This window comes from Desulfuromonas acetoxidans DSM 684 (genome assembly GCF_000167355.1).
Lineage (GTDB): Bacteria > Desulfobacterota > Desulfuromonadia > Desulfuromonadales > Desulfuromonadaceae > Desulfuromonas > Desulfuromonas acetoxidans.
Map to the genome: position 1 here is coordinate 1 of NZ_AAEW02000009.1, position 20,185 is coordinate 20,185.

The window sequence follows — 20,185 nt, forward strand, 5'->3', positions numbered from 1 at the left end:
ATAACGAGGGAGTTCATCATGAGTTTACTGAGAAAAGCATCCTGGAGTCCGTATGTGGCCGGTGCCTTGGTCGGAATTCTAGCCGTGCTGTCGGTCGTGGTCACAACGGTTGTCCTGGATAAGGGCAAATACCTTGGTGCATCCACGACATTTGTTCGCGCCTCTGGTCTGATCGAACAGGTCGTTGCCCCGCAGCATGTGGCGGAAAATGCCTATTTCCAAAGTAAAAAGGTCAAGGTCGATTGGCAAATGCTGTTTGTGATCGGCATCTTTGCAGGGGCCTTAGTTTCTTCACGCCTTGGCGGCAGCGCCAAACATGAAACCGTGCCGCCGATCTGGCGTGACCGGTTTGGCGACAGTGCCCTCAAGCGGGGCGTTGGTTCCTTTATCGGCGGTGCGATCCTGCTGTTCGGAGCGCGCATGGCCGGGGGCTGCCCCAGTGGTCACGGCATGTCCGGCAACATGCAGTTATCGGTCAGCAGCCTGCTTGCTCTGGTCTTTTTCATGGTCGGCGGCATTCTCACCGCGCGCCTGATTTACGGAAAAGGAGGCCAATGATGGAACTGATTATCGGATTGCTCACCGGATTTTTCTTCGGGTTCTTATTACAAAAAGGTCAGGTATTACGCTTTGAGCGCCAGGTCGGATTCATGTTGCTCAGGGATATGACCATCATCAAATTCATGGCCACGGCTGTTGTCGTCGGTATGGTCGGCATCTACGCCTGTCATGCGGCCGGACTGATCAGCCTGAGCCTGAAAGCAACCAATGTCGGTGCCATTATCATTGGTGGACTGATCTTTGGTGTGGGCTGGGCCATTGCCGGGTTCTGCCCCGGCACCTCGGTCGGTGCTCTGGCAGAGGGACGCTTTCACGCGCTGTGGGCTATTTTAGGCATGTTGGTCGGTGCAGCCGCTTACGCGGAGATCTACCCGAGCCTGCAAAGCAACATCCTCAGTTGGGGCAACTACGGTAAGATCACCCTTCCCCAAGTGCTCGGGGTATCCCCGTGGCTGGTTATCGCGGCGTGGATCATCGCGGTTGTGGCGTTCTTTACCTGGGCGGAAAAAAAGGGACTTTAAACGTCAACGGTCAACGCAAATCCTTGAAAAAGGGAACATGTCATCCGACATGTTCCCTCTGGCTGTTGACAAACAGGCTCCCCGAGCCCAAGGACGGGCGAGCCAAAAACAAGGAGAGGCTTAACTTCTTGTTTTTGTAAGTGAAGCAAAACCGCGTTTTTGCGAAACGGCCATGACAAAGTCCCTGGATGGACTTTGTCATCAAACTGAGGGAACATGTCATCGACATGTTCCCTTTTTTACGTCCAAAGCTTGACAGCGCCGTCACACCGCGCACACTGAAAAGAAACCCTTTTTTGGATCTGCGTATGCATGAGATTCGTACGGATAGCGACAGAAATTATTTGTATATTACCCTCAGTGGTGTGATTGACGCCGAGGATGCCCAAGCCATCAATAAAGAAGTGTTGGCAGCGCTTGAGCACTTGGAAGACGGCTTTCACGTGATTAACGATATGAGCCAGGCGGATTGTGGTTATATCAGTTGTCTTCCCCTGTTCCAGGAAGTGATGACGGCCCTTTCCACCCATCACGTCGGTCGGGTGATTCGCATCGTCAGTGACAGTGTTTTTCAGTGTCAGGTCAATGCAGCCAGCCAGCAGTTTGCCCGCTACACCATTGAAGAAGCGACATCCGTCAAAGAGGCGGAGGCTCTATTGGCAGCGACTGTTGCCTCAGATCCGACCTGACAGCGAAACAACATCATTTTTCTTCAAAACAGCAACCACGGCCTGCCAGGCGGTGTCGGACAACGCCGACTGCGGAATCATAATAAAGCTGTCCGGCCCATAATAGAGCAACAGCCCCGCTTTCACCTGACGATAGCGGGTGAAGTTGTGCCACGGTTGCACCATGCCCTGATCACCGCAACGTAATGTGACCTCTTCATCGTCAATGATCACTGTGACCATTTTTCCGAAAAACGGATGCCGCCGTGCCTGACCGATCCGCCGCAGGGCAAGAAGGTTGGTAGCGGACAGACCGATAAAACCGGTCACCAACAACAACATGGCACTGATACGGTTGGGATAAAATCCCGCGACACCGGCACACCCGGCCATGAGACACACCACACTGAGCACGGCGCGCCAGCGCACGCCGGGTTGGCTGGCATAGTGGGCACGGGCGAATTCCAGCCACACACTTTGATCAAACGAATAGTGACACTGAATCGGCAGGACCTGTTTCACGAAAAACTCCTTGCTACTCCAACCAACTCCCCGTCACCACATGATTTTTTTCATCCGACGGCTTAATTGGTCTTGTCGCCATGGGCGGTTGATGGCATAGTTCCCCGGTGTTGCCGGATGGCCACCTTAACATATCCTCCCCTCTGTGACACTTTGAGATGAAAGGCGTGATTATGGTTCCCGAATCTGTACAACGTGCCTGGCAGGCACTGGATGAAAAAAAGAAGCTCAAAATCAGCCGTGGTCTGGCCAAGCGCCAACCGCAAATTTTTGCCCACTGGGTCGAAGCAGCCGGACTGAGAAGCTTTCGTCAAGAGTCTTTGCTCAACCGCAAAGCAGGTACCGCATCACGCTTTGACGGCGCTCTGTTTAAAGCGGCCCAGGGTGCCCTTGCCGCGGACGTGCTGGTTGCCTACTTCACCGAACTGGATCCTGAAGTTAACGAAGAGTATTTGGCTATGCTTAAAGGGGCTGGCAACGAAGAAGAGGCCACCCGCATCGGCATTTATGTGCAACTGGCTACCGAATATAAAGAGTGGCCCCTTCTCGATCTGTACCTGGCCACGGCACTGTGGATGGGTGAAATCGATGAGAGCGAGCTCGACACCATTAAAAACCAGGCGACCGAAGCCTGATCTCTTTCTCCCGGCGGGGCACTTGTTTCGCCGGGAGTTCCTTGTTGCCGATCAATGACTGCTGACAACTGGCTGGTCTACATCATCCGCTGCCGCGACAACTCCCTGTACACCGGCATCACCACCGATCTAGAACGGCGCTTTGCCCAACACGCCAGCGGTCGCGGTGCACGCTATTTTCGCGGCCACGAACCGATTGAGGTCGTCTACCACGAATCCGGCCACAATCGTTCATCGGCCAGTCGCCGCGAAGCGGCTATCAAGAAATTGAAAACAGAAGACAAATGGCGCTTAGTTAGAAAAAAAACAACGTAGCCACCCTTCAATCAGTTTCTCCAGCTCCACATGTTTTGTCCTGAGCTCACCACAACACGCACAGAGAGAAACGCCTCCAACAAAGCCATTAGCAGGATGTTGAAAAAGTCCCGTCCGGGGATTTTTCAACGACGCAAGCCGAAAATGCGATTTTCGCCTTGCTCACAAAATCAAGGACTTGAAAACCTGTCCTTGATTTTGATCGCCCGTCCATGGGCTCCACAGTCTGTTTTTAAACAGCCTGTTAGGATCATTGAAGATTGCCTTGAGTTGATTCTTTGAGTTTTAAGCCTCAGATTGGCGGCTTGTGCGATTTTGCCCCTTAAAAATCAAAAAAAGAAGGCCACCTGTTTACACAGATGGCCTTCAGCTGTCGACGTACGTGGCGTCGGTTGTCAGGAGGTTTCAACAAGGGGGGCGAAAGGCTCCTACCGATACGCCGACAGATGGCGTGGCGGTTCGTCAACCGCCGATATTGGACATGGCAAAAGCGGTGTGATCGCACTGATCCACGCTGACGTTATGCATATCCGGTTTGAGTGTCACCACGGTGCGTAATGCTCCCTGCAGGGCCAGCTGATCTTCACTGTCGAGGATCGGCTTGAGATCGACCCCTTTTTCCGAAAACAGGCAACTGCGGGCTTTGCCGGTTGAGGTGACGCGAATACGGTTGCAACTTTTACAGAAATGACCGGTGATCGGCGTGATCACGCCGATGGTCCCCTTGGCTCCGGGGATACGGTATTCGCACGCTGGACCAGCCAGTTCATGGCGATCCACCGCATCAAGACGGTAGCGCTCGCCTAATCGCTCAAGGACTTCGTGTCCGGACAGCGACAACTTCTGCCAGCCCGGCTCTTTGAGGGCGGGCATGTATTCGATAAAGCGTACCGCCAGCGGCTTGTCACGGGTCAGCTCGGCAAAGCGCTCGATTTCATGATCATTGACACCGCGCATCACCACCATATTGAGCTTGACCGGCAGACCGACACGTTCAGCAGCCGCCAGACCAGCAAGAACTTTCACCAGGTTGGCACCACGGGTAACTTCGGCAAAGGTGTTGGCATTGAGGGAATCAAGACTGACATTGAGATGTTTAACACCGGCCTGCTTGAGGTCATAGGCCATCTCATCGAGCATCAGACCATTGGTGGTCAAAACCAGCTGCTTGAGGCCGTCAATACGCGACAGACGCTCCAGAAACGGTACAATGCCCTTACGTACAAGGGGTTCTCCACCGGTGACGCGGATCTTTTCGATGCCGGTTGTCACAGCCGCCTGAGAGATACGATAGAGCTCTTCATAGCTGAGCACATCGTCATGGGTGACTTTTTCCACACCGTGAGCCGGCATGCAATAGCGACAACGCATATTGCAGCGGTCAGTGACAGACAATCTGAGGTAGTTGATTTTTCGCCCGTAGCGATCGATCAGTTTCATAGCCCCCCTCCTTGTTCGGGTCAGGCGTTGTCCACTTCCGGTCCAAACTTTTTGAACACTTCAGCCACCCGGCTGATCGGAAGCTCTCCACGCATAGCGTGTTCCTGCACCGCAGCCACGTCAGGTGCAACATACACGCAATAAAACTTGTTCTCGGTGACATAGCTCTCTACCCAGGTCACCTGGTGATCCATGGCATCGACGATTTCGCACGCGCGATGGGCGATGCCTTCGAGTTGTTCGGCTGACAGCCAGCCGGCACCTTCGAGATCTCGTTCAACAACAAATGTTGGCATATCATCCTCCACATTATCTTGTTTGAAAGAGAGCCACCCGGAGGCCAGCATCGATGCGGTTGTACCCTTATCTTCGCTAAGGGCTATCACCGTTAACCAACAGATTGTCAAAGCCCTACCGGGACTTTTTCAACAACCTGCTAAAGGGGTGTTTCGATACACTCCATATCCAGAAGGTCGATGGTAAACAGGCGATGGCGCAGGGGTTCCCCATGGTTCAATAAAATCTTGATCACCTCGGCCACTTGCACAGAGGCAATCAGGCTCGGGGTAAATGAGGGATTTCCTAACGATCCCTCAATCCCTTTCGGCCTCTGCTTCTGGCCGTAGAGGGTGTCTAAACTCTTGTCACCGGGCATCTGTGAGGTCACGTGGCCATACCAACCAGCGATGGCCCCATGAACCAGAGGCAGCTCCAGTGATTCGCAGACCTCGGACAGTTCGAGACGGGTATCAATGTTGTCGAGCCCGTCCACCACGACCTGAGCTCCGGCCAACAGGCCACAGCCGTTGGTGCGGGACAAAGCTTTGACAACCGGGGTGACGGTCACGGCCGGATTAATCTCCGCGACACGGTGTGCCGCCACAGCGACTTTGTCATGACCGAGATTTGCCGGTGTCGACAGAATCTGGCGATTGAGATTGTGCTCTTCAAAAAAGTCAGGATCAATCACGGTCAGGTGACCGACGCCAATGCGGGCCAGCTCTTCGATGATGTAGCCACCCAGGCCGCCGCAACCAACCACTGCGATATGGCTGCTGAACAACGCCAGCTGGTCGCGGCAATTGAGCATATTGCGATTACGCTGATAGCGCGCCGGAAGAATGCCGCGCTCTAACGCGACGGCTTCGATGTAGGCTACGCTGACACTGTATTGTCGGGCAATGGTCAGCTGATCACTCCAACTGAGCATACCGTCGCACACGCAGCATTCTACACTGGCGCGAACTTCGGACATGCTAACCGCCTCCAACCAGGGGGAAGATGGACACGGTATCACCGTCTTTGAGTTCCTGATCAAGATCGGCATGACGGCTGTTGACCATCAGCACGCCCAGTTCCTCCTCGGTGATGTAGAGTTCCTGCAACACCAGGCGGCATGGCGTGTTATTGGGATAGTTGCGTTGGGCTTCTTTGAAACGCCCGACGCGAAAGTTGGCAAACAGCTTGACTGTGATATTCATCATTCCTGCACCCGTAAAACCGTTTTCCAGAGAAAAAACCCGGGTGCGACCGGACAACAGGGGTTGGTCGCACCCGGCAAGGAGAGTCCACGACTCTAAAGTTGTTTAAAAGTTCCAGAATTCGTCGATCTCTTCGTCGCTGAAGTCCCAGATCGCGTTGTGCGGCGGAACCGGATCGGTCTTGAAGAACTCAGGCAGACGATCGTCCTTGTTGGTCATGCCGGCATCAAGATTGAACTGATGCTCCAGCTTGAGGACTTTCTTACCCAGCTCGGTGACGTCATCACCGGTCAGCTCACACCCGAAGCGGGCGTTGATCATGTCGATCAATGCCGGCAGACACTCGGGAATATCCAGCGCCGGGAAGGCAACAAAGATACACATACCGGTGGAATCGATGGCTGCGGTAGCAATCTGCAGATTGCGCGACAGCTCAACCTGACCGTCTTTGCTCAGCGGATCAACAAAACCGCCGACATTGAGAATGTTGGTCGCGATAGTGTAACCGGAAGTGTGGTCTGCGCCCATGGTGCTGGTGGCATAGGTGATGCCGATACCCTTAACACTGCGCGGATCGTAAGCCGGAATACCCTGGTTCTTGACAACAGGAACACGGGTCACGCCGTAGGTACGACCGACATTGCCGGCACCACCACCGAGGATACGACCCAGAGGGGTGCCTTTGCCGATCTCTTCGCGCAGCATGCGCAGAATCCCTTTGCCGTCACCGAACGGCAGGATGCCTGCTTCCATGGCCACACCGAACATAACGACGGTTTCGATGGAATCAACACCGATATCATCCATGATGTTGTCGGCTTCAGCGATCTCGTCGAGGTTTTCAACACAGCAGTTGGCTCCCATGCCCCAGATGGTCTCGTACTCGAAACCGGAGGTGACATAGTTGCCGTCTTTGTCGTTGTATACCTGGGAGCACTGGATGATGCAGCCCTTATGGCAACCGTGCTTGGGGCTACCGCCACGCTCAACGATGGTGTCGTGCATGGTCTCACCACTGATGTTGTCGTGGGCGTCAAACTGGCCATAGGTGAAGTTACGGGTCGGCAGGCCACCGGCTTCGTTGAGGATATTGACCAGAACGTTGGTGCCGTAGGTGGGCAGACCTTCGCCGCTGACCGGGTGGTCGAGCATCGCCTTAGCAAACACGCGGGCGGCTTTTTTGAAGGTGTCGGGGTCCGCGATGGGCACCGCACCGGCACCTTCGGAATCCACGGTCATGAACTTGATTTTTTTCGAACCCATAACAGCACCCATACCGCCACGGCCGTGGCTGCGGATTTTGCCGTCGGGATCTTTAACTGAAATGTTGGCAGACGCCATCTTCAATTCGCCGGGCAGGCCGATGGTCATGACACCGATTTTCTTGTCATATTTTTCCACCATGGCATCGATGACAGCAAAGTTGCCGCTACCGAGCAGCTCGGACTCTTCGGCGATGGTCACGCCGTCTTTGGTGATGTGCAGGCTGTAGAACTTGTCCTCTTTGGGCATGCCCTCAATGATCATCGCCTTGATGCCCATGCGGGCGAATTGCTGGGCGGTGGTGCCGCCGGCATTACTCTCTTTGATGCCGCCGGTCAGCGGACTTTTAGCGCCGCAGGACATACGACCGGATTGGGCCGCAGCGGTACCACTAAGCAGGCCAGGGGCAAAAACGAGTTTGTTTTTTTCTCCCAGAGGATGGCATTCAGGATCAACCTCGGTAGCTACGATGGTTGAGGTCAGGGCACGACCACCGAGACCAGCCCATTCAGCCGGGACGTCTTCAACGGTGGTGGTCAGGTCGGTCATGTTAACGCGGAAAATCTTATCCATGTGTGTCAGGCTCCTTTGCAGTGTCTTAACGTTAAGCGCATGGTAAGAATCTCCTTTCCAAGACTGGGAGGCCACACCGTTTCCAATGCAACCCTGAGGCCTGTCCCCTTAAAGGCAACCTCCGTAGGGGGGGCAGGCTCGGAGATCTTGATAGTACTTAATTGAGAAAATAGGGAGAGGCCGAAGCCTCTCCCATGCTGGTCGTTTCCGACGATAGTCCGTCAGATCAGCCCGTGAGGGCCGGGTGTTACATTGCTGCCTTGTAGATGTCGATCACTTGCTCCAACTTCGCTTTGAGGGGGTTGGTCAGCATGCAGGCATCTTTCTGAGCGTTCTCTGCCATGATCTTCAGATCTTCTTCTTTAACACCCAGCTCGGTCAGACCGGCAGGGATACCAACGTCTGCGGACAGACGACGGATGGCTGCGATGGCAACTTCAGCGGCTTCAACGTCAGACAGGCCGTCGATGTTCTCGCCCATGGCAACAGCGATGTCAGCGAAACGCTTCACGTTGGCAATGGAGTTGAATTCGCAAACAACCGGCAGCAGGACAGCGTTGCAGACACCGTGAGGCAGGTTGTAGAAGCCACCCAGTTGGTGAGCCATGGCGTGAACGTAACCGAGGCTGGCGTTGTTGAATGCCATACCGGCCAGGTACTCAGCGTAAGCCATCTTGTCGCGGGCTTCCATGTTCTCGCCGTTGGCAACAGCTTGACGCAGGTACTCAGCGACCAGCTCGATCGCTTTGATCGCGCAAGCGTCAGTGATCGGAGTAGCGATGGTGGAAACATAAGCCTCAACAGCGTGAGTCAGTGCATCCATACCGGTCGCAGCAGTCAGAGGAGCCGGCTTGCCAACCATCAGAACAGGATCATTGATCGCGATGTTCGGCGTGCAGCGCCAGTCAACAATGGCCATTTTAACGTGGGTGTCCGTGTTGGTGATGATGCAGAAACGGGTCATTTCAGACGCGGTACCTGCAGTGGTGTTGATGGCCAGGAACGGAGGCATGGATTTGGTGGACTGGTTCACACCTTCGAAATCACGAATCTGGCCGCCGTTACCAACAACCAGGCCTACACCTTTACCGCAGTCGTGGGAGCTACCACCACCCAGGGTGATGATGCCGTCACACTTGTTGTCTTCGTAGACTTTAACGCCATCGGCAACGTTCTTATCTGTCGGGTTAGGCTCAGCGCCGTCAAAGATAACAGCTTCCAGACCGGCAGCTTCAACATAACCTTTGATGGTGTCGGCAACGCCCATGGCAGCCAGGCCAGCGTCGGTAACGATGAGCAGCTTGGTAGCGCCCAGTGCTTTTGCTTGATCGCCGGCTTCCTTGGCACAACCTACCCCCATCAAAGATACTGTCGGGATGAAGAAACCGTAAGTTTGATCTGCTAATGCCATTAGTTCTCTCCTTTGTTGCTGTTGTGAATGAGACATAACGTCCGCATGACAGTCTCTCAAATCCGCCCGGCTCCTCCATCGATAGTGATGTGAAATAGATCCGGTAGAATCCCTGCACCAGAACACCTGATTCAGGTACGGACAACGCTACCTCCCCTTAGAGCAACTTGGATGCCACTTTTAAATATTTTTCTAAAAACCTCCGTAATTCAATAGAGTTACATAGTGGAACACCACGTTGTTGTCTACAGAATCGGCAAGTTACGACTTGTCGTCAACGCGACGATTTGATCCAGTTTGGAACACAATGCAACAGCTCGTCACACACGGATCACCAGAATGGAACACCCCACAAATCCTTTTTCATGTGACAAACCCGGAATATCCGGCCTGCCCCGACCGCACCAACCGTTCCCAATTGGCACAGAGCCAGCTCAAGTTCGTGACAATGCGTGCCACTTTGTTACACTTTTATTGCGTTCGTCCTGACACTGAAAAAAGAGGTCCACGGCTCTGGTACAGATTGGAACAGTTGACCTCGACTTGCACAACAACCTGTAAAACAAGGAGGTTACATCGACAATCCCCCGTAAAAACAGCTCAAGTTCCACCCGCATAGCCTTTTTTAATGGCTCACCCTCCAAGATTGTGCACGAGACTTGCACGTATACAGGCTGCCATAAAAAAGAGCTGTCGGTTGCCCAAAGCACCGACACGAAAATAGTTACAACTCCGAGTCTGTTCACCTACCGGCACATCCCAAGGTGGCAGGCCTATGGGTTCTTCGGGAAACTGGCGAGCCTCCCACTCTTGGAAAGGAGCTGACGGACATTAATCATCAAGGTGACTGGTGCCGTTTTTTGTCTTTCCCGGCGATGGAGGGTCATTTTATTTCAACCCCTTTGTTTGAAGGAAAAATTGTTATGAAACAACTGCGAATGGTACTCTTTTCATTGATGATCGTCCTGCTGCTGGCTGGGGCCGCCTTGGCTCAGGAGCACCTGAAGCTGGCCACGACCACATCGACGGAAAACTCCGGTCTGCTCAGTGCTCTGCTGCCGACCTTTGAAGCGCAGAACAACTGCAAGGTCGACGTGATTGCCGTGGGTACCGGCAAGGCAATCAAGCTGGGTATGGCTGGCGATGTGGATGTCATCCTGGTCCACGCCCGTGCCAAGGAAGATGCATTTGTCGACGGCGGCTACGGCGTTGATCGTCAGGATGTGATGTACAATGATTTTGTCGTCGTCGGTCCGCCAGCAGACCCGGCAGGCATTAAAGGCACCAGTGACGTGGCTGCGGCTCTGGCGAAAATTGCCCACAGCAAAGCGACCTTCGTCTCACGTGGTGATGAGTCTGGCACCCACTTTAAAGAGTTGGCACTGTGGAAAGCTGCGGATTTAAAACCAGCCGGCGACTGGTATCTCGAAGCGGGGCGCGGCATGGGGGAAGTTCTCACCATGGCCGATGAGCGCCAGGGCTATGCTCTGACCGACCGCGGCACCTACATTGCCTATCAGGGCAAAATCGACCTGCAGGTTGTTGTTGAAGGCGACAAGCGGTTGTTTAACCCGTATGGCGTCATTCCGGTGAATCCAGCCAAGCATCCGCATGCAAAGTATGAACTGGCCACGGCGTTTGCCAATTTTCTCACCGGTGAAACCGGGCAGAAGATGATTGACGGCTACCGGAAAAACAACCAACAACTGTTTTTCACCTACGAGAAATAAGGATCGCCGGTGAGCTTTATTGTTGAATCATTGCGCACAGCGTTTGCGCTGATTCTGTCTTTCGACGGGGAGGTGTTCAATACAGTGAACACCTCCCTGACGATCTCGAGTGTAGCCATTGTCATCGCCACACTGATCAGTGTGCCCATCGGCATCGTCATTGCCCTCAACCAGTTCACCGGCAAAACCATTTGCCTGACACTGCTGAACACGTTGATGGCTTTGCCGACGGTGGTAGTCGGCTTGGTGGTGTACGGTTTCCTCAGCCGTCAGGGGCCTCTGGGTCAGTTCGGTTTGCTGTTTACTCCAGGCGCCATGATTATCGGTCAGACGATTCTGGCCACGCCCATCGTCACCAATTACACCCTGGCGGCGGTGGTCGGATCGGATCCACGCATTTTGCCGACAGCCCAAACATTGGGAGCCGGCCCTCTGACCAGTGTACTGGTTCTGGTTAAAGAGATCCGTTTCGGCATTATGGCCGCCCTGATTGCCGGTTTTGGCCGCATCATTGCCGAAGTGGGCGTGGCCATGATGCTCGGCGGCAACATTCGCGGCTATACCCGCACCATGACCACGGCGATTGCTCTGGAAACCAGCAAAGGGGAATTCGCTTTTGGTCTGGCCCTGGGCATCATTTTGTTGTCCGTGGCCCTGGCGATTAATATTTTTCTCAATCTTCTGCAACAGAGGTCCCGATGAGTGAACTGTACCGTCTTGAACAGATCCGCTACCGCTATGCCAATGAGCAGCGCTGCGCCCTGGACATCGCGTCTTTGTCATTCGCAACCGGACACCTCTACGCACTGCATGGCGCCAACGGCTCCGGCAAGAGTACCTTGCTCAATTGCCTGGCGCTGCTTATTAACCCGCAAAGCGGGTCACTCTATTTCAGGCAACGCCGTGTCCAGAGGGGCTGGTTCTCCCTGCCACGGTTACGCCGTCAGATCACGTTGGTCCACCAGACGCCTTATCTGTTTGACGGCACGGTCAACGACAATCTGCGCGTGGCCCTGCGGCTCGGTGGCATCTGCTCCAATCAGGCACAGCAGGCAGTTGATGACGCACTGGACAGTGTCGGCCTGGCAGATTTTCACAACCGCAGCGCACGTGAACTCTCGGGCGGAGAACAAAAAAGGGTCGCCATTGCCCGCGCTCTGGCCTTACGTCCCAAAGTTCTGCTCCTTGATGAGCCAACAGCCAATATGGACAAATACAGTGTCGAGCGACTCGAACAACTGATCTCCACCCTGCCCGATCAGGGCATCACCGTGATTATCGCCAGTCATGACCAGGCTCAGGCCCAGCGTCTCGGCAGTCAGGTGATCGAACTTCAGGGGGGGCAGGTGGTTACGTCGGACGACATGATGATAAAGGAAAAATCCTATGCTTAGTTTCCAACAGGCCCGCCAAACCATTCTCGACCATGTCACACCTCTCGGTGTTGAACGGGTCGGCCTTCTTGATGCCAGTGAGCGTATTGTTGCCGAAGATATCATTGCACCGTGGAGTCTGCCGGTGTGGGACAACTCGGCCATGGATGGCTTTGCCGTCCGCCATGACGATTGTTCAAATGACGGCACTCTGACCATCAGCGGCTACATTCCCGCCGGTGGTTATAGCAATGACCCGGTACAACCCGGTACAGCCGTGCGCATCATGACCGGCGCGCCGATTCCACCGGGTGCCGACACCGTCGTGCCGTTCGAGGAGACCAGTGAAAAGGGTGATCAATTGACCATTCGCGGTTCCGTCACCGTCGGAGACCATATCCGCGTTAAAGGCGAGGATATCACCGACGGCGAGAACATTCTTACTGCCGGTTCTCTGCTACGCCCTGCGGAGATCGGGCTGCTGGCAACATTTAATAAAGTGATCGTCCCGGTGTACCGGAGACCCCGTGTCGCCATTTTGGCGACCGGAGATGAGCTGATCGAACCGGGCACACCACCCAACAACCATCAGATTGTCAATTGCAACAGTTTTGCCGTGGCCGCAGCCCTCAAAGAGATTGGCGCTGAACCGATCCTGCTCGGCATCGCCCGCGACAACCGCGAAAGCCACCTGCAGAAGATCAAGGAAGGGCTTAAAGCGGACGCGTTGATCACTTCTGCCGGTGTTTCCGCCGGTGATCGTGACCTGGTGCGTGACATCCTTGAAGAACTTGACGTCAAATCAGTATTTTGGAAGATCGACATTAAACCGGGACGCCCGACGGCCTTTGCCATGTATGGCGACAAGCCGGTGTTCTCCCTGCCCGGCAACCCAGTGTCGACCATGATCACGTTTGAGGAGTTCGTCAAACCGGCGTTGTTGAAGATGATGGGCCACCGCCGCGTCTTTCATCCTACGGTGCGGGCGATCCTCAAAGATGATGTGAAAAAGAAATCGGGACGCACCCAGTTTATGCGGGTGTTTGTCACCATGCAGAACGGCCAGTATCTTGCCAGCACTTCGGGCGATCAGAATACCGGCATTCTCAAGACCATGATTCGCGCCAACGGCCTGGCGATCCTTCCGGCAGCGCCCGACCACATCGGCTCCGGAGCCCAGGTTGACGTGCAATTGATCGGCGGAGACTATGTTTAGGATTGGAGTGTACAATGAATATCAGTAAGTTTGTCATGCCGGAGGTGATCTTCGGCCGCGGCAGTCTCAGCCAGATCGGCGACAGCGCCCTGCGTATCGGCGCCTCGAAAGTGTTTGTCGTCAGTGATGAAGATGTGATCAATGCCGGCTGGGTCGATAAAGCCAAGCATTACCTCCATGCCAGCGGCCTTGAAACGGTCACCTACGCAGCGCTGACCACCAATCCCAAGGACTACGAAGTGGATGAAGGCCTGCTGCGCTACCTCGAATCCGGTTGCGACGCCATTGTCGTGGTCGGCGGCGGCAGCCCGACAGACGTTGCCAAGGCGATTGCCATCCTGGCCACCAACGGCGGTGTGCTGCGCGACTACGAAGGGATCAACAAAGTCACCCGGCCGTTGCCACCAATGGTGATCGCTCCCAGTACCGCTGGGGCTGGTTCCGAAGTCACCCAGTTTGCCATCATCGTCGATTCCAAACGGCAGCTGAAAATGTCGATCATCTCCAAATCACTGGTGCCGGATATCGCCATCGTCGACCCGGAGTTACTGCGCACCAAGGATTCCGCTCTGGCCGCCGCCACCGGCATCGATGCCTTTACCCACGGTATTGAAACCTATGTGTCGCTGGCGGCAACACCGATGACCGAGATCCATTCACTCAAATGCATTGAACTGGCATCACAGTATCTGCGCAAGGCGGTCAACGACCGCAGTGACATGGATGCCAACACCAATATGTCGATGGCCAGTCTCACCGGGGGCCTGGCACTGTCCAACGCCATTCTCGGTGCCACCCATGCCATGACCCATCAGGTGGACGGCCTGCTTGATAAACATCATGGTGAGTCCAATGCGGCAATCCTGCCCCATGTTATGGAATTCAACCTGCCCGCCTGTCCGGAGAAATTCCGCGACATCGCTATTGCCATGGGAGAGCAGGTACGCGGCATGACCGTAGAAGAAGCCGCCCGACAATCCATTGTCGCCGTCAACAATCTGCTGTCCGATATCGGACTTCATCAGGGCTTGGGCGAAATCGGTTTGCCGCTCGATGCCATTGACCGCCTGAGTCACAACGCGTTGAACGATGCCTGTCTGGTCACCAACCCGCGGCCGGCCAGTTACGAGCAGATCGCGGAAATTTTCCACAAAGCCATGTAGCAACAACACGGCTGAGGAGGAACGATGGGCAACAAGGAACATCTGTTACAGCAACTGACCGGCGTGGATTCTTCCAAGCTCAACTACTATGTTGAGCTGAAGAAGAAAAACGAGGAGATTCTCAAGCAGAACACACTGCTGGAGATTCTCCATCAGTTGACCCGTGACATCAATATCCATATGACGATTGAGGATATTCTTGATCGGACGTTTCTCAAGCTGCCTCAGGCGATCCCCTGCGACTTCCTCAGCGTCGCCACCCTGTCCATGGAACGCCTCAGCCTTAAGGCTGCCGTACCCAGTGACTTCTGCACCATGGACGAACTGCCCAAAGACTCTTACAGCTGGCAGGTAATCCGCAGCAAAAAAGCCACCAGCTTTGATCCGGCCACCAGTTATCTGGCCCAAATGCACCGCAAAGATATCTACCCGATTGAGCTGAAATCTCTGGCGATCGCGCCGATGTTTGTGCGTTCCGAGGTGATCGGCGTGCTGCTGGTGGCCAGTTTCAACCATGATGCGTATCAGGAGGCGGAGCTGTCCGCCATTCAACATCTGGCCGACCATTTGTCGATCAGTATCCAGAATTCCCGCCTGTACACCCAGGTTTCACGGGCAAAACAGGAGTGGGAGCAGACCTTCCGCGCCGTGACCGACCCCATTGTGCTGGTCGACCTCGATTACAATGTGATCCTGCATAACGGCCACTTGCCGGAACAGATGCGCAAAACCTGGGAACAGTCGAACAGCAACAAATGTTATGCCTGTCTGCATGGCCTTCTCGAACCCTGTCCGGACTGCCCGATGGAGGAGATGCAGAAAACGCTGCAGCCACAGCATATCCGAATTCATGACGAATCGGGCCTGACTCTGGACCGTTCCCACTATCCCGTCCTCACCGACAAAGGACAGATGGTGGCCATGACCATCATCCTCAAGGACGTGACGGAAAAGGTCAAAATGGAAGCCCAGTTGGTACAGTCGGCCAAGCTGGCCGCCATTGGCGAGATGGCTGCCGGTGTCGCCCATGAGCTGAACAGCCCGATGACCGTCATTATCGGCACCGCACAACTGCTGGCACGTGAACTGGCGGAACAAAACGTCTCTGAAGAGATTGACGATATCATCAACTGCGGGCTGCGCTGTAAGCGCATTATCCAGAACCTGCTGACATTCTCACGCCAGGATCAGATTGCCGTCAGCTCCACAGATCTCAACAGTGAGGTGGAACGGGTTCTGAGCCTGATTCAATACCAGATCAACCGCAACCAGATCCGGATCATTGCCGATCTCGATCCGAAGCTGCCGACCATGACCGCCAACGGTCCGCAGATTCAACAGGTGCTGACCAACCTGCTGGTCAATGCCCGTGATGCTCTTGACAGCCTTAACGATGAAGAAAAAGTGATCCATGTTCGCACCCATGTGCGGGAAAAAGACGGCAAGCGCTGGGCGATTATCAGTGTCGAGGATAACGGCTGCGGCATTGAAGAGAAGGATCTGCAAAAGATCTTTACACCGTTTTTCACCAGCAAGGATGCCACCAAAGGCACCGGGCTGGGTTTGTCGGTGAGCCTGGGCATTGCCCAGGGACATAACGGCACCATCGAAGTGAAGAGCACACCGGGACAAGGCAGCACCTTTTCACTGGTCTTGCCGGAAACCGAAGAATAATTTAAGCCGTTCACGCGCCCCCAACGACGGCGACAAACAGCCTGCGAGGAATCGTTTGCAAACCGGGAGAGCACCTTTGGCCACAATCAATATACTGATTATCGATGACGAAACGGATGTCTGTAATTTTTTCCGTCGCCTGCTCAAGTACAAAGGCTATGAGGTCACCACCGCGACCAATGAGCCGCAGGCGATCCAGGCGCTGGAGGACAACAATTTCCAGGTCGCACTGGTCGATCTCAAACTGCCGGACACCGACGGTTTGACTTTGCTATCTCTGATCAAGAGCCGTCAGCCGGAGTGTGAAGTGATCATCATGACCGGTTACAGCACCATCAAAACAGCGGTCAGTGCCATGCAGCAGGGCGCTTATGAGTACGTGGAAAAACCCTTTGAAGAGATCAGCGAAATTGAAGAGTTGATTGACCGCGCCGTGGCCTACGGCACCAGCCGGCAGCAGGGCAACCAGTCCGAAGAGGAATGGGCGGAGGTCGCCGATTCAGTGGGGTTCAAGGTGGGCAACTCCCTGTCCATGCGCCGTACCGTATCGCTGGCCTATAAGATTGCCAAGAAAAACATCAACGTGTTGATCCAGGGCAAGACCGGTACCGGCAAGGAGGTGATGGCGCGCTTTATTCACGCGGCATCCAACCGGGCGGATCAGTCGTTTATTGCCGTCAACTGTGGCGCCTTGCCGGAAAACCTGCTCGACAGTGAGCTGTTCGGCCATGAAAAAGGCGCGTTTACCGGCGGTCATCGCACCCGGCGAGGGATTTTTGAGCTGGCCAACCACGGCACCCTGCTCCTCGATGAGATCGGTGATGCCAGCCCGTTGATTCAGGTCAAACTGCTGCGGGTCCTGGAAACCGGCGAGTTCATGCGGGTCGGCGGCGAAACACCGATCAAGACCAATGTGCGGGTTATCGCCGCAACCAATGTCGATCTGGAAAAAGCCATTGATGAAAAAACCTTCCGCGAGGATCTCTACTATCGGCTCAATGTGGTTAAGGTGGAGATCCCATCGTTGGAAGAGCGTCGTGAAGATATCAGCCAGTTGGCCGAATTCTTTGCCAAACAGCTCAACCCCAACCTGTCGCTCGCTCCAGCGACCCTCGAACGACTCAACGGTTATAGCTGGCCGGGCAATATCCGCGAGCTGGCCAACTGTATGCGTCGCGCCATTGTACTGTGTAACGACGATGTGATCCAGCCTAACCACCTCGGCGAGCGGCTCGGCAGTCGCAACGAAGAGAGCAGCCTGTCCGCCGCCCCTGACGATGTCGCTCAACTGCCTGAAAATCCACCACAATCGCTGGAAAACTTCTGGGAAAAATACGGCAATGAAGAGGTCCTTGAAGCGATGAGTCCCGGGGAGCTGCATCAGATGTGGCACTCGCTACGCGGCCTGGAAAAAACCCTCACCTCCATCATGGCGCGTAAAAATATGCTGCCGCCGAGTCATCAGGGGCTCAAGGACAGTGAAAAGGAAACCATTCAGGAAGCACTGGAACAGCACCGCTGGAACATTACTGAAACCGCCAAGAGCCTCGGCATTGCCCGCAACACGTTGCACCGGAAAATTAAAAAATATAATCTACGTTTTAAGGAGTCCTGATCCGTCATCGGAGATTCACCTCCCGACGCGGATCGTTAAATCGAAACGACCATGACACCTGTAATCCCGACAATTGCCGAGCCGTTGCCGTCACCGGCACTGCGCCCGTTGCCCAGCAAGCTGTTTGTTGAAACCACCACCTTTTGTAATTTGTCCTGCCCGATGTGCGTCAAACACGCCGAAGGCAGTACCATTGAGGAGGGTCACCTCACCCAGGCGACTTTCGACGCCCTGAAACCGGCTTTTTCCCATTTAGAGGCCCTGTTTCTCAACGGCATCGGCGAACCGCTTCTCCATCCACAACTGGCCTCGTTTATCGCTCAGGCCCGTGCGGAGATGGCCACAGACGCCTGGATCGGTTTTCAATCCAACGGCCTGCTGTTCACCCCGGAAAATGCCCAGCAGATTCTCGATGCCGGTGCTAACCGCATCTGCTTGTCTATTGACTCGCTCAGTCCGGCCCTGTTCAAAAAGATCCGTCAGGGCGGTCAGGTCGGAGCAGTCCAACGCGCCTTCGCTACGCTCAATGAGGCACGCCGTCACACCACCACAGCGAATGTCAAACTCGGCATGGAGTTGGTGGTGGTTCAGGAAAACGTCCAAGAACTGCCGGAGCTGATCCGCTGGGCCGCCAAACAGGGGGTGGACTTCGCCCTGGTCACCCAGATGTTGCCCTATGATGCCCGCTACTGCGACAACGTTGCTTATGACATCAACACCGATGCTGCCATCGCCATTTTTGAGCGCGGCTGTCAGACTGCCCGCCAACAGGGCATTGACTTGGTGGCCTGGCTGCACAATACCTGGACCCGACAGAAACCCGGCGATGACTTTGTCCGCCAACTGATTCAGCAGATGAAAAGCCAGGCTCGCGACCAGGGGGTGTTTTTCAACCTCACCACCCTCACCACCCGCTCCCGAGAGCAGCAACATCAGGTGTCCGAACACTTTGAGCGCGCCCGGCAGACCGCCCAGGCCTGTGGTATTGAGCTGAGCCTACCGTCTTTGACGGCCACCCAGCAACGTCACTGTGCCTTTGTTGAGGATGGCGGTGCCTTCATCAGTTGGGACGGCAATCTGCACCCCTGCTACAACCTGTGGCACAATTACCGCTGCTTTCTCAACGGCTGGGAAAACCGCATTGCCACCCGTCAATTCGGCAATGTGACGCAACAGGGGCTCGAAGCGCTGTGGAATCGTCCCGACTTTGTCCAGTTCCGCCGCAACGTGCTCGATTACGACTATCCATTTTGCAGTTGTTGCACGGTCGCCCCGTGCGACTACATTGACAATGAGGCGTTCGAAGAGGACTGTTATCTGCGCAGCGAGCCTTGTGGCACCTGCCTGTGGGCGATGGGCCTGCTGCAATGCCTCCAGTAATGCGCCTTTTGTAACAACATCTCAACAACGTCCTTTGAAGGACATTGTCATCACACGATAACAGCAAGACTCAAGGAGATTCCTGATGGCTGACCAACTGATTTGCCCGCATTGCGGCAAACCTGTCAAAGAATACCGCAACCCGTTTCCCACCGTGGATATCATCATCCGTCAGGGTGACAGCATTGTCCTGATTGAGCGCAAAAATGAACCCCTCGGTTGGGCACTGCCCGGCGGCTTCGTCGACTACGGTGAAAGTTTTGAACACGCCGCAGCGCGTGAAGCCAAAGAGGAAACAAGCCTGACGGTGACAAACCTGGCGCAGTTCCGTGCCTATTCTGATCCGGATCGTGATCCACGCCAGCACAACATCTCTGTGGTGTTCACGGCTGAAGGCGAAGGAGTTTTGTGTGGTGGTGATGATGCGGCGAGCGCCAAATTGTTCCCCCTTGACAATCTGCCGGATCCACTGTGTTTTGATCACGCCACCATCATTGCCGATTATCTTAAGGCACGCGGCGAAGCCTGAATAGACAGCCTGTCAACGCCCTTCTGACGCGGTTTTCGGGACAAAAGTCTGGACGAAAACCATGAAGGACGATTATAATTGCCCCTCTGTATACAATTTGATCGGACACATTTCA

At 54.8% G+C, this 20,185-nt stretch carries 21 protein-coding genes and 2 riboswitches; of the genes, 14 read left to right on the forward strand and 7 right to left on the reverse strand.

Translation table 11 applies throughout. The features are described from left to right. Positions 1-18: 18 nt before the first annotated feature. The 3 genes from DACE_RS08755 (at position 19) to DACE_RS08765 (ending at position 1,771) form a co-directional block, all read left to right on the forward strand. Positions 19-558: a YeeE/YedE thiosulfate transporter family protein gene (locus DACE_RS08755; protein WP_006000410.1), complete on the forward strand. Its 540-nt coding sequence runs from the start codon at positions 19-21 to the stop codon at positions 556-558. Next, a complete protein-coding gene (locus tag DACE_RS08760) occupies positions 555-1,082 on the forward strand; it encodes a DUF6691 family protein (protein ID WP_040366724.1) in 528 nt (175 codons plus the stop codon). The genes DACE_RS08755 and DACE_RS08760 overlap by 4 nt, the downstream gene beginning before the upstream one ends. Before the next feature lie 308 nt (positions 1,083-1,390). After that, positions 1,391-1,771: a hypothetical protein gene (locus DACE_RS08765; RefSeq protein WP_155809064.1), complete on the forward strand. Its 381-nt coding sequence runs from the start codon at positions 1,391-1,393 to the stop codon at positions 1,769-1,771. Here the strand turns inward: DACE_RS08765 and DACE_RS08770 are convergent. Beyond that, entirely contained in the window at positions 1,757-2,272 is a 516-nt protein-coding gene (locus DACE_RS08770; protein ID WP_006000415.1) for a YcxB family protein, read from the reverse strand. The two genes, DACE_RS08765 and DACE_RS08770, sit on opposite strands and share 15 nt — an antisense overlap. 173 nt (positions 2,273-2,445) lie before the next feature. Here DACE_RS08770 and DACE_RS08775 point away from each other — a divergent pair, with 173 nt between their 5' ends. After that, positions 2,446-2,907: a hypothetical protein gene (locus DACE_RS08775; RefSeq protein ID WP_155809066.1), complete on the forward strand. Its 462-nt coding sequence runs from the start codon at positions 2,446-2,448 to the stop codon at positions 2,905-2,907. Between the two features lie 54 nt (positions 2,908-2,961). Further along, on the forward strand, positions 2,962-3,222 hold the full coding sequence (locus DACE_RS08780; RefSeq protein ID WP_006000419.1) for a GIY-YIG nuclease family protein: 261 nt from the start codon (positions 2,962-2,964) through the stop codon (positions 3,220-3,222). 462 nt (positions 3,223-3,684) lie between these two features. On the opposite strand, the gene moaA is transcribed toward DACE_RS08780, so the two are convergent. The 6 genes from moaA to DACE_RS08810 form a co-directional block, all read right to left on the reverse strand. Further along, the gene (gene moaA / locus DACE_RS08785; protein ID WP_006000423.1) at positions 3,685-4,662 is read right to left on the reverse strand and encodes a GTP 3',8-cyclase MoaA; all 978 of its coding nucleotides are present in this window, start codon (positions 4,660-4,662) and stop codon (positions 3,685-3,687) included. Positions 4,663-4,682: 20 nt separating this feature from the next. Further along, entirely contained in the window at positions 4,683-4,958 is a 276-nt protein-coding gene (locus DACE_RS08790) for a DUF4242 domain-containing protein (protein ID WP_050770000.1), read from the reverse strand. A gap of 140 nt (positions 4,959-5,098) precedes the next feature. Then, positions 5,099-5,917 (reverse strand): HesA/MoeB/ThiF family protein, encoded by an 819-nt coding sequence (locus DACE_RS08795; protein WP_006000427.1) that lies wholly within the window; start codon positions 5,915-5,917, stop codon positions 5,099-5,101. A gap of 1 nt (position 5,918) precedes the next feature. Then, positions 5,919-6,146, reverse strand: coding sequence for a MoaD/ThiS family protein (locus DACE_RS08800; RefSeq protein ID WP_006000429.1), 228 nt, complete (start codon positions 6,144-6,146; stop codon positions 5,919-5,921). Between the two features lie 102 nt (positions 6,147-6,248). Next, positions 6,249-7,979, reverse strand: coding sequence for an aldehyde ferredoxin oxidoreductase family protein (locus DACE_RS08805; protein ID WP_006000431.1), 1,731 nt, complete (start codon positions 7,977-7,979; stop codon positions 6,249-6,251). 34 nt (positions 7,980-8,013) lie between these two features. Beyond that, positions 8,014-8,135, reverse strand: a riboswitch (molybdenum cofactor riboswitch). 91 nt (positions 8,136-8,226) lie between these two features. Next, entirely contained in the window at positions 8,227-9,390 is a 1,164-nt protein-coding gene (locus DACE_RS08810) for an iron-containing alcohol dehydrogenase (RefSeq protein WP_006000433.1), read from the reverse strand. Positions 9,391-10,108: 718 nt separating this feature from the next. Further along, positions 10,109-10,227, forward strand: a riboswitch (molybdenum cofactor riboswitch). 86 nt (positions 10,228-10,313) lie between these two features. Between DACE_RS08810 and DACE_RS08815 the strand changes: the two genes are divergently transcribed. The 9 genes from DACE_RS08815 to DACE_RS08855 all read left to right on the forward strand — a co-directional run bounded on the left by DACE_RS08815 (position 10,314) and on the right by DACE_RS08855 (position 20,070). Continuing rightward, positions 10,314-11,120, forward strand: a complete 807-nt coding sequence (locus tag DACE_RS08815; RefSeq protein ID WP_006000435.1) for an ABC transporter substrate-binding protein — start codon at positions 10,314-10,316, stop codon at positions 11,118-11,120. A gap of 9 nt (positions 11,121-11,129) precedes the next feature. Then, positions 11,130-11,822, forward strand: a complete 693-nt coding sequence (locus DACE_RS08820) for an ABC transporter permease (protein WP_006000437.1) — start codon at positions 11,130-11,132, stop codon at positions 11,820-11,822. Continuing rightward, on the forward strand, positions 11,819-12,514 hold the full coding sequence (locus tag DACE_RS08825; RefSeq protein WP_006000439.1) for an ABC transporter ATP-binding protein: 696 nt from the start codon (positions 11,819-11,821) through the stop codon (positions 12,512-12,514). The genes DACE_RS08820 and DACE_RS08825 overlap by 4 nt, the downstream gene beginning before the upstream one ends. Then, on the forward strand, positions 12,507-13,709 hold the full coding sequence (locus DACE_RS08830; RefSeq protein ID WP_006000440.1) for a molybdopterin molybdotransferase MoeA: 1,203 nt from the start codon (positions 12,507-12,509) through the stop codon (positions 13,707-13,709). Before DACE_RS08825 ends, DACE_RS08830 begins: the two co-directional genes overlap by 8 nt. A gap of 14 nt (positions 13,710-13,723) precedes the next feature. Beyond that, positions 13,724-14,872 (forward strand): iron-containing alcohol dehydrogenase, encoded by a 1,149-nt coding sequence (locus DACE_RS08835; RefSeq protein ID WP_006000441.1) that lies wholly within the window; start codon positions 13,724-13,726, stop codon positions 14,870-14,872. Between the two features lie 24 nt (positions 14,873-14,896). Beyond that, positions 14,897-16,546 carry a sensor histidine kinase gene (locus DACE_RS08840; RefSeq protein WP_006000443.1) on the forward strand — a complete coding sequence of 550 codons (1,650 nt, stop codon included), beginning with the start codon at positions 14,897-14,899 and terminating at the stop codon, positions 16,544-16,546. A 76-nt stretch (positions 16,547-16,622) separates the two neighbouring features. Further along, positions 16,623-18,161 carry a sigma-54-dependent transcriptional regulator gene (locus DACE_RS08845; protein WP_006000446.1) on the forward strand — a complete coding sequence of 513 codons (1,539 nt, stop codon included), beginning with the start codon at positions 16,623-16,625 and terminating at the stop codon, positions 18,159-18,161. Positions 18,162-18,212: 51 nt separating this feature from the next. After that, positions 18,213-19,541 (forward strand): radical SAM/SPASM domain-containing protein, encoded by a 1,329-nt coding sequence (locus DACE_RS08850; RefSeq protein WP_006000448.1) that lies wholly within the window; start codon positions 18,213-18,215, stop codon positions 19,539-19,541. Between the two features lie 85 nt (positions 19,542-19,626). Next, positions 19,627-20,070, forward strand: a complete 444-nt coding sequence (locus DACE_RS08855) for an NUDIX domain-containing protein (RefSeq protein ID WP_006000450.1) — start codon at positions 19,627-19,629, stop codon at positions 20,068-20,070. Positions 20,071-20,185 lie beyond the last annotated feature (115 nt).

Coding starts and splice junctions, on each gene's coding strand:
- DACE_RS08755 (WP_006000410.1), top strand. CDS start 19: ATGAGTTTACTGAGAAAAGCATCCTGGAGTCCGTATGTGGCCGGTGCC.
- DACE_RS08760 (WP_040366724.1), top strand. CDS start 555: ATGATGGAACTGATTATCGGATTGCTCACCGGATTTTTCTTCGGGTTC.
- DACE_RS08765 (WP_155809064.1), top strand. CDS start 1,391: ATGCATGAGATTCGTACGGATAGCGACAGAAATTATTTGTATATTACC.
- DACE_RS08775 (WP_155809066.1), top strand. CDS start 2,446: ATGGTTCCCGAATCTGTACAACGTGCCTGGCAGGCACTGGATGAAAAA.
- DACE_RS08780 (WP_006000419.1), top strand. CDS start 2,962: ATGACTGCTGACAACTGGCTGGTCTACATCATCCGCTGCCGCGACAAC.
- moaA (WP_006000423.1), bottom strand. CDS start 4,662: ATGAAACTGATCGATCGCTACGGGCGAAAAATCAACTACCTCAGATTG.
- DACE_RS08790 (WP_050770000.1), bottom strand. CDS start 4,958: ATGCCAACATTTGTTGTTGAACGAGATCTCGAAGGTGCCGGCTGGCTG.
- DACE_RS08795 (WP_006000427.1), bottom strand. CDS start 5,917: ATGTCCGAAGTTCGCGCCAGTGTAGAATGCTGCGTGTGCGACGGTATG.
- DACE_RS08800 (WP_006000429.1), bottom strand. CDS start 6,146: ATGATGAATATCACAGTCAAGCTGTTTGCCAACTTTCGCGTCGGGCGT.
- DACE_RS08805 (WP_006000431.1), bottom strand. CDS start 7,979: ATGGATAAGATTTTCCGCGTTAACATGACCGACCTGACCACCACCGTT.
- DACE_RS08810 (WP_006000433.1), bottom strand. CDS start 9,390: ATGGCATTAGCAGATCAAACTTACGGTTTCTTCATCCCGACAGTATCT.
- DACE_RS08815 (WP_006000435.1), top strand. CDS start 10,314: ATGAAACAACTGCGAATGGTACTCTTTTCATTGATGATCGTCCTGCTG.
- DACE_RS08825 (WP_006000439.1), top strand. CDS start 11,819: ATGAGTGAACTGTACCGTCTTGAACAGATCCGCTACCGCTATGCCAAT.
- DACE_RS08830 (WP_006000440.1), top strand. CDS start 12,507: ATGCTTAGTTTCCAACAGGCCCGCCAAACCATTCTCGACCATGTCACA.
- DACE_RS08835 (WP_006000441.1), top strand. CDS start 13,724: ATGAATATCAGTAAGTTTGTCATGCCGGAGGTGATCTTCGGCCGCGGC.
- DACE_RS08840 (WP_006000443.1), top strand. CDS start 14,897: ATGGGCAACAAGGAACATCTGTTACAGCAACTGACCGGCGTGGATTCT.
- DACE_RS08850 (WP_006000448.1), top strand. CDS start 18,213: ATGACACCTGTAATCCCGACAATTGCCGAGCCGTTGCCGTCACCGGCA.
- DACE_RS08855 (WP_006000450.1), top strand. CDS start 19,627: ATGGCTGACCAACTGATTTGCCCGCATTGCGGCAAACCTGTCAAAGAA.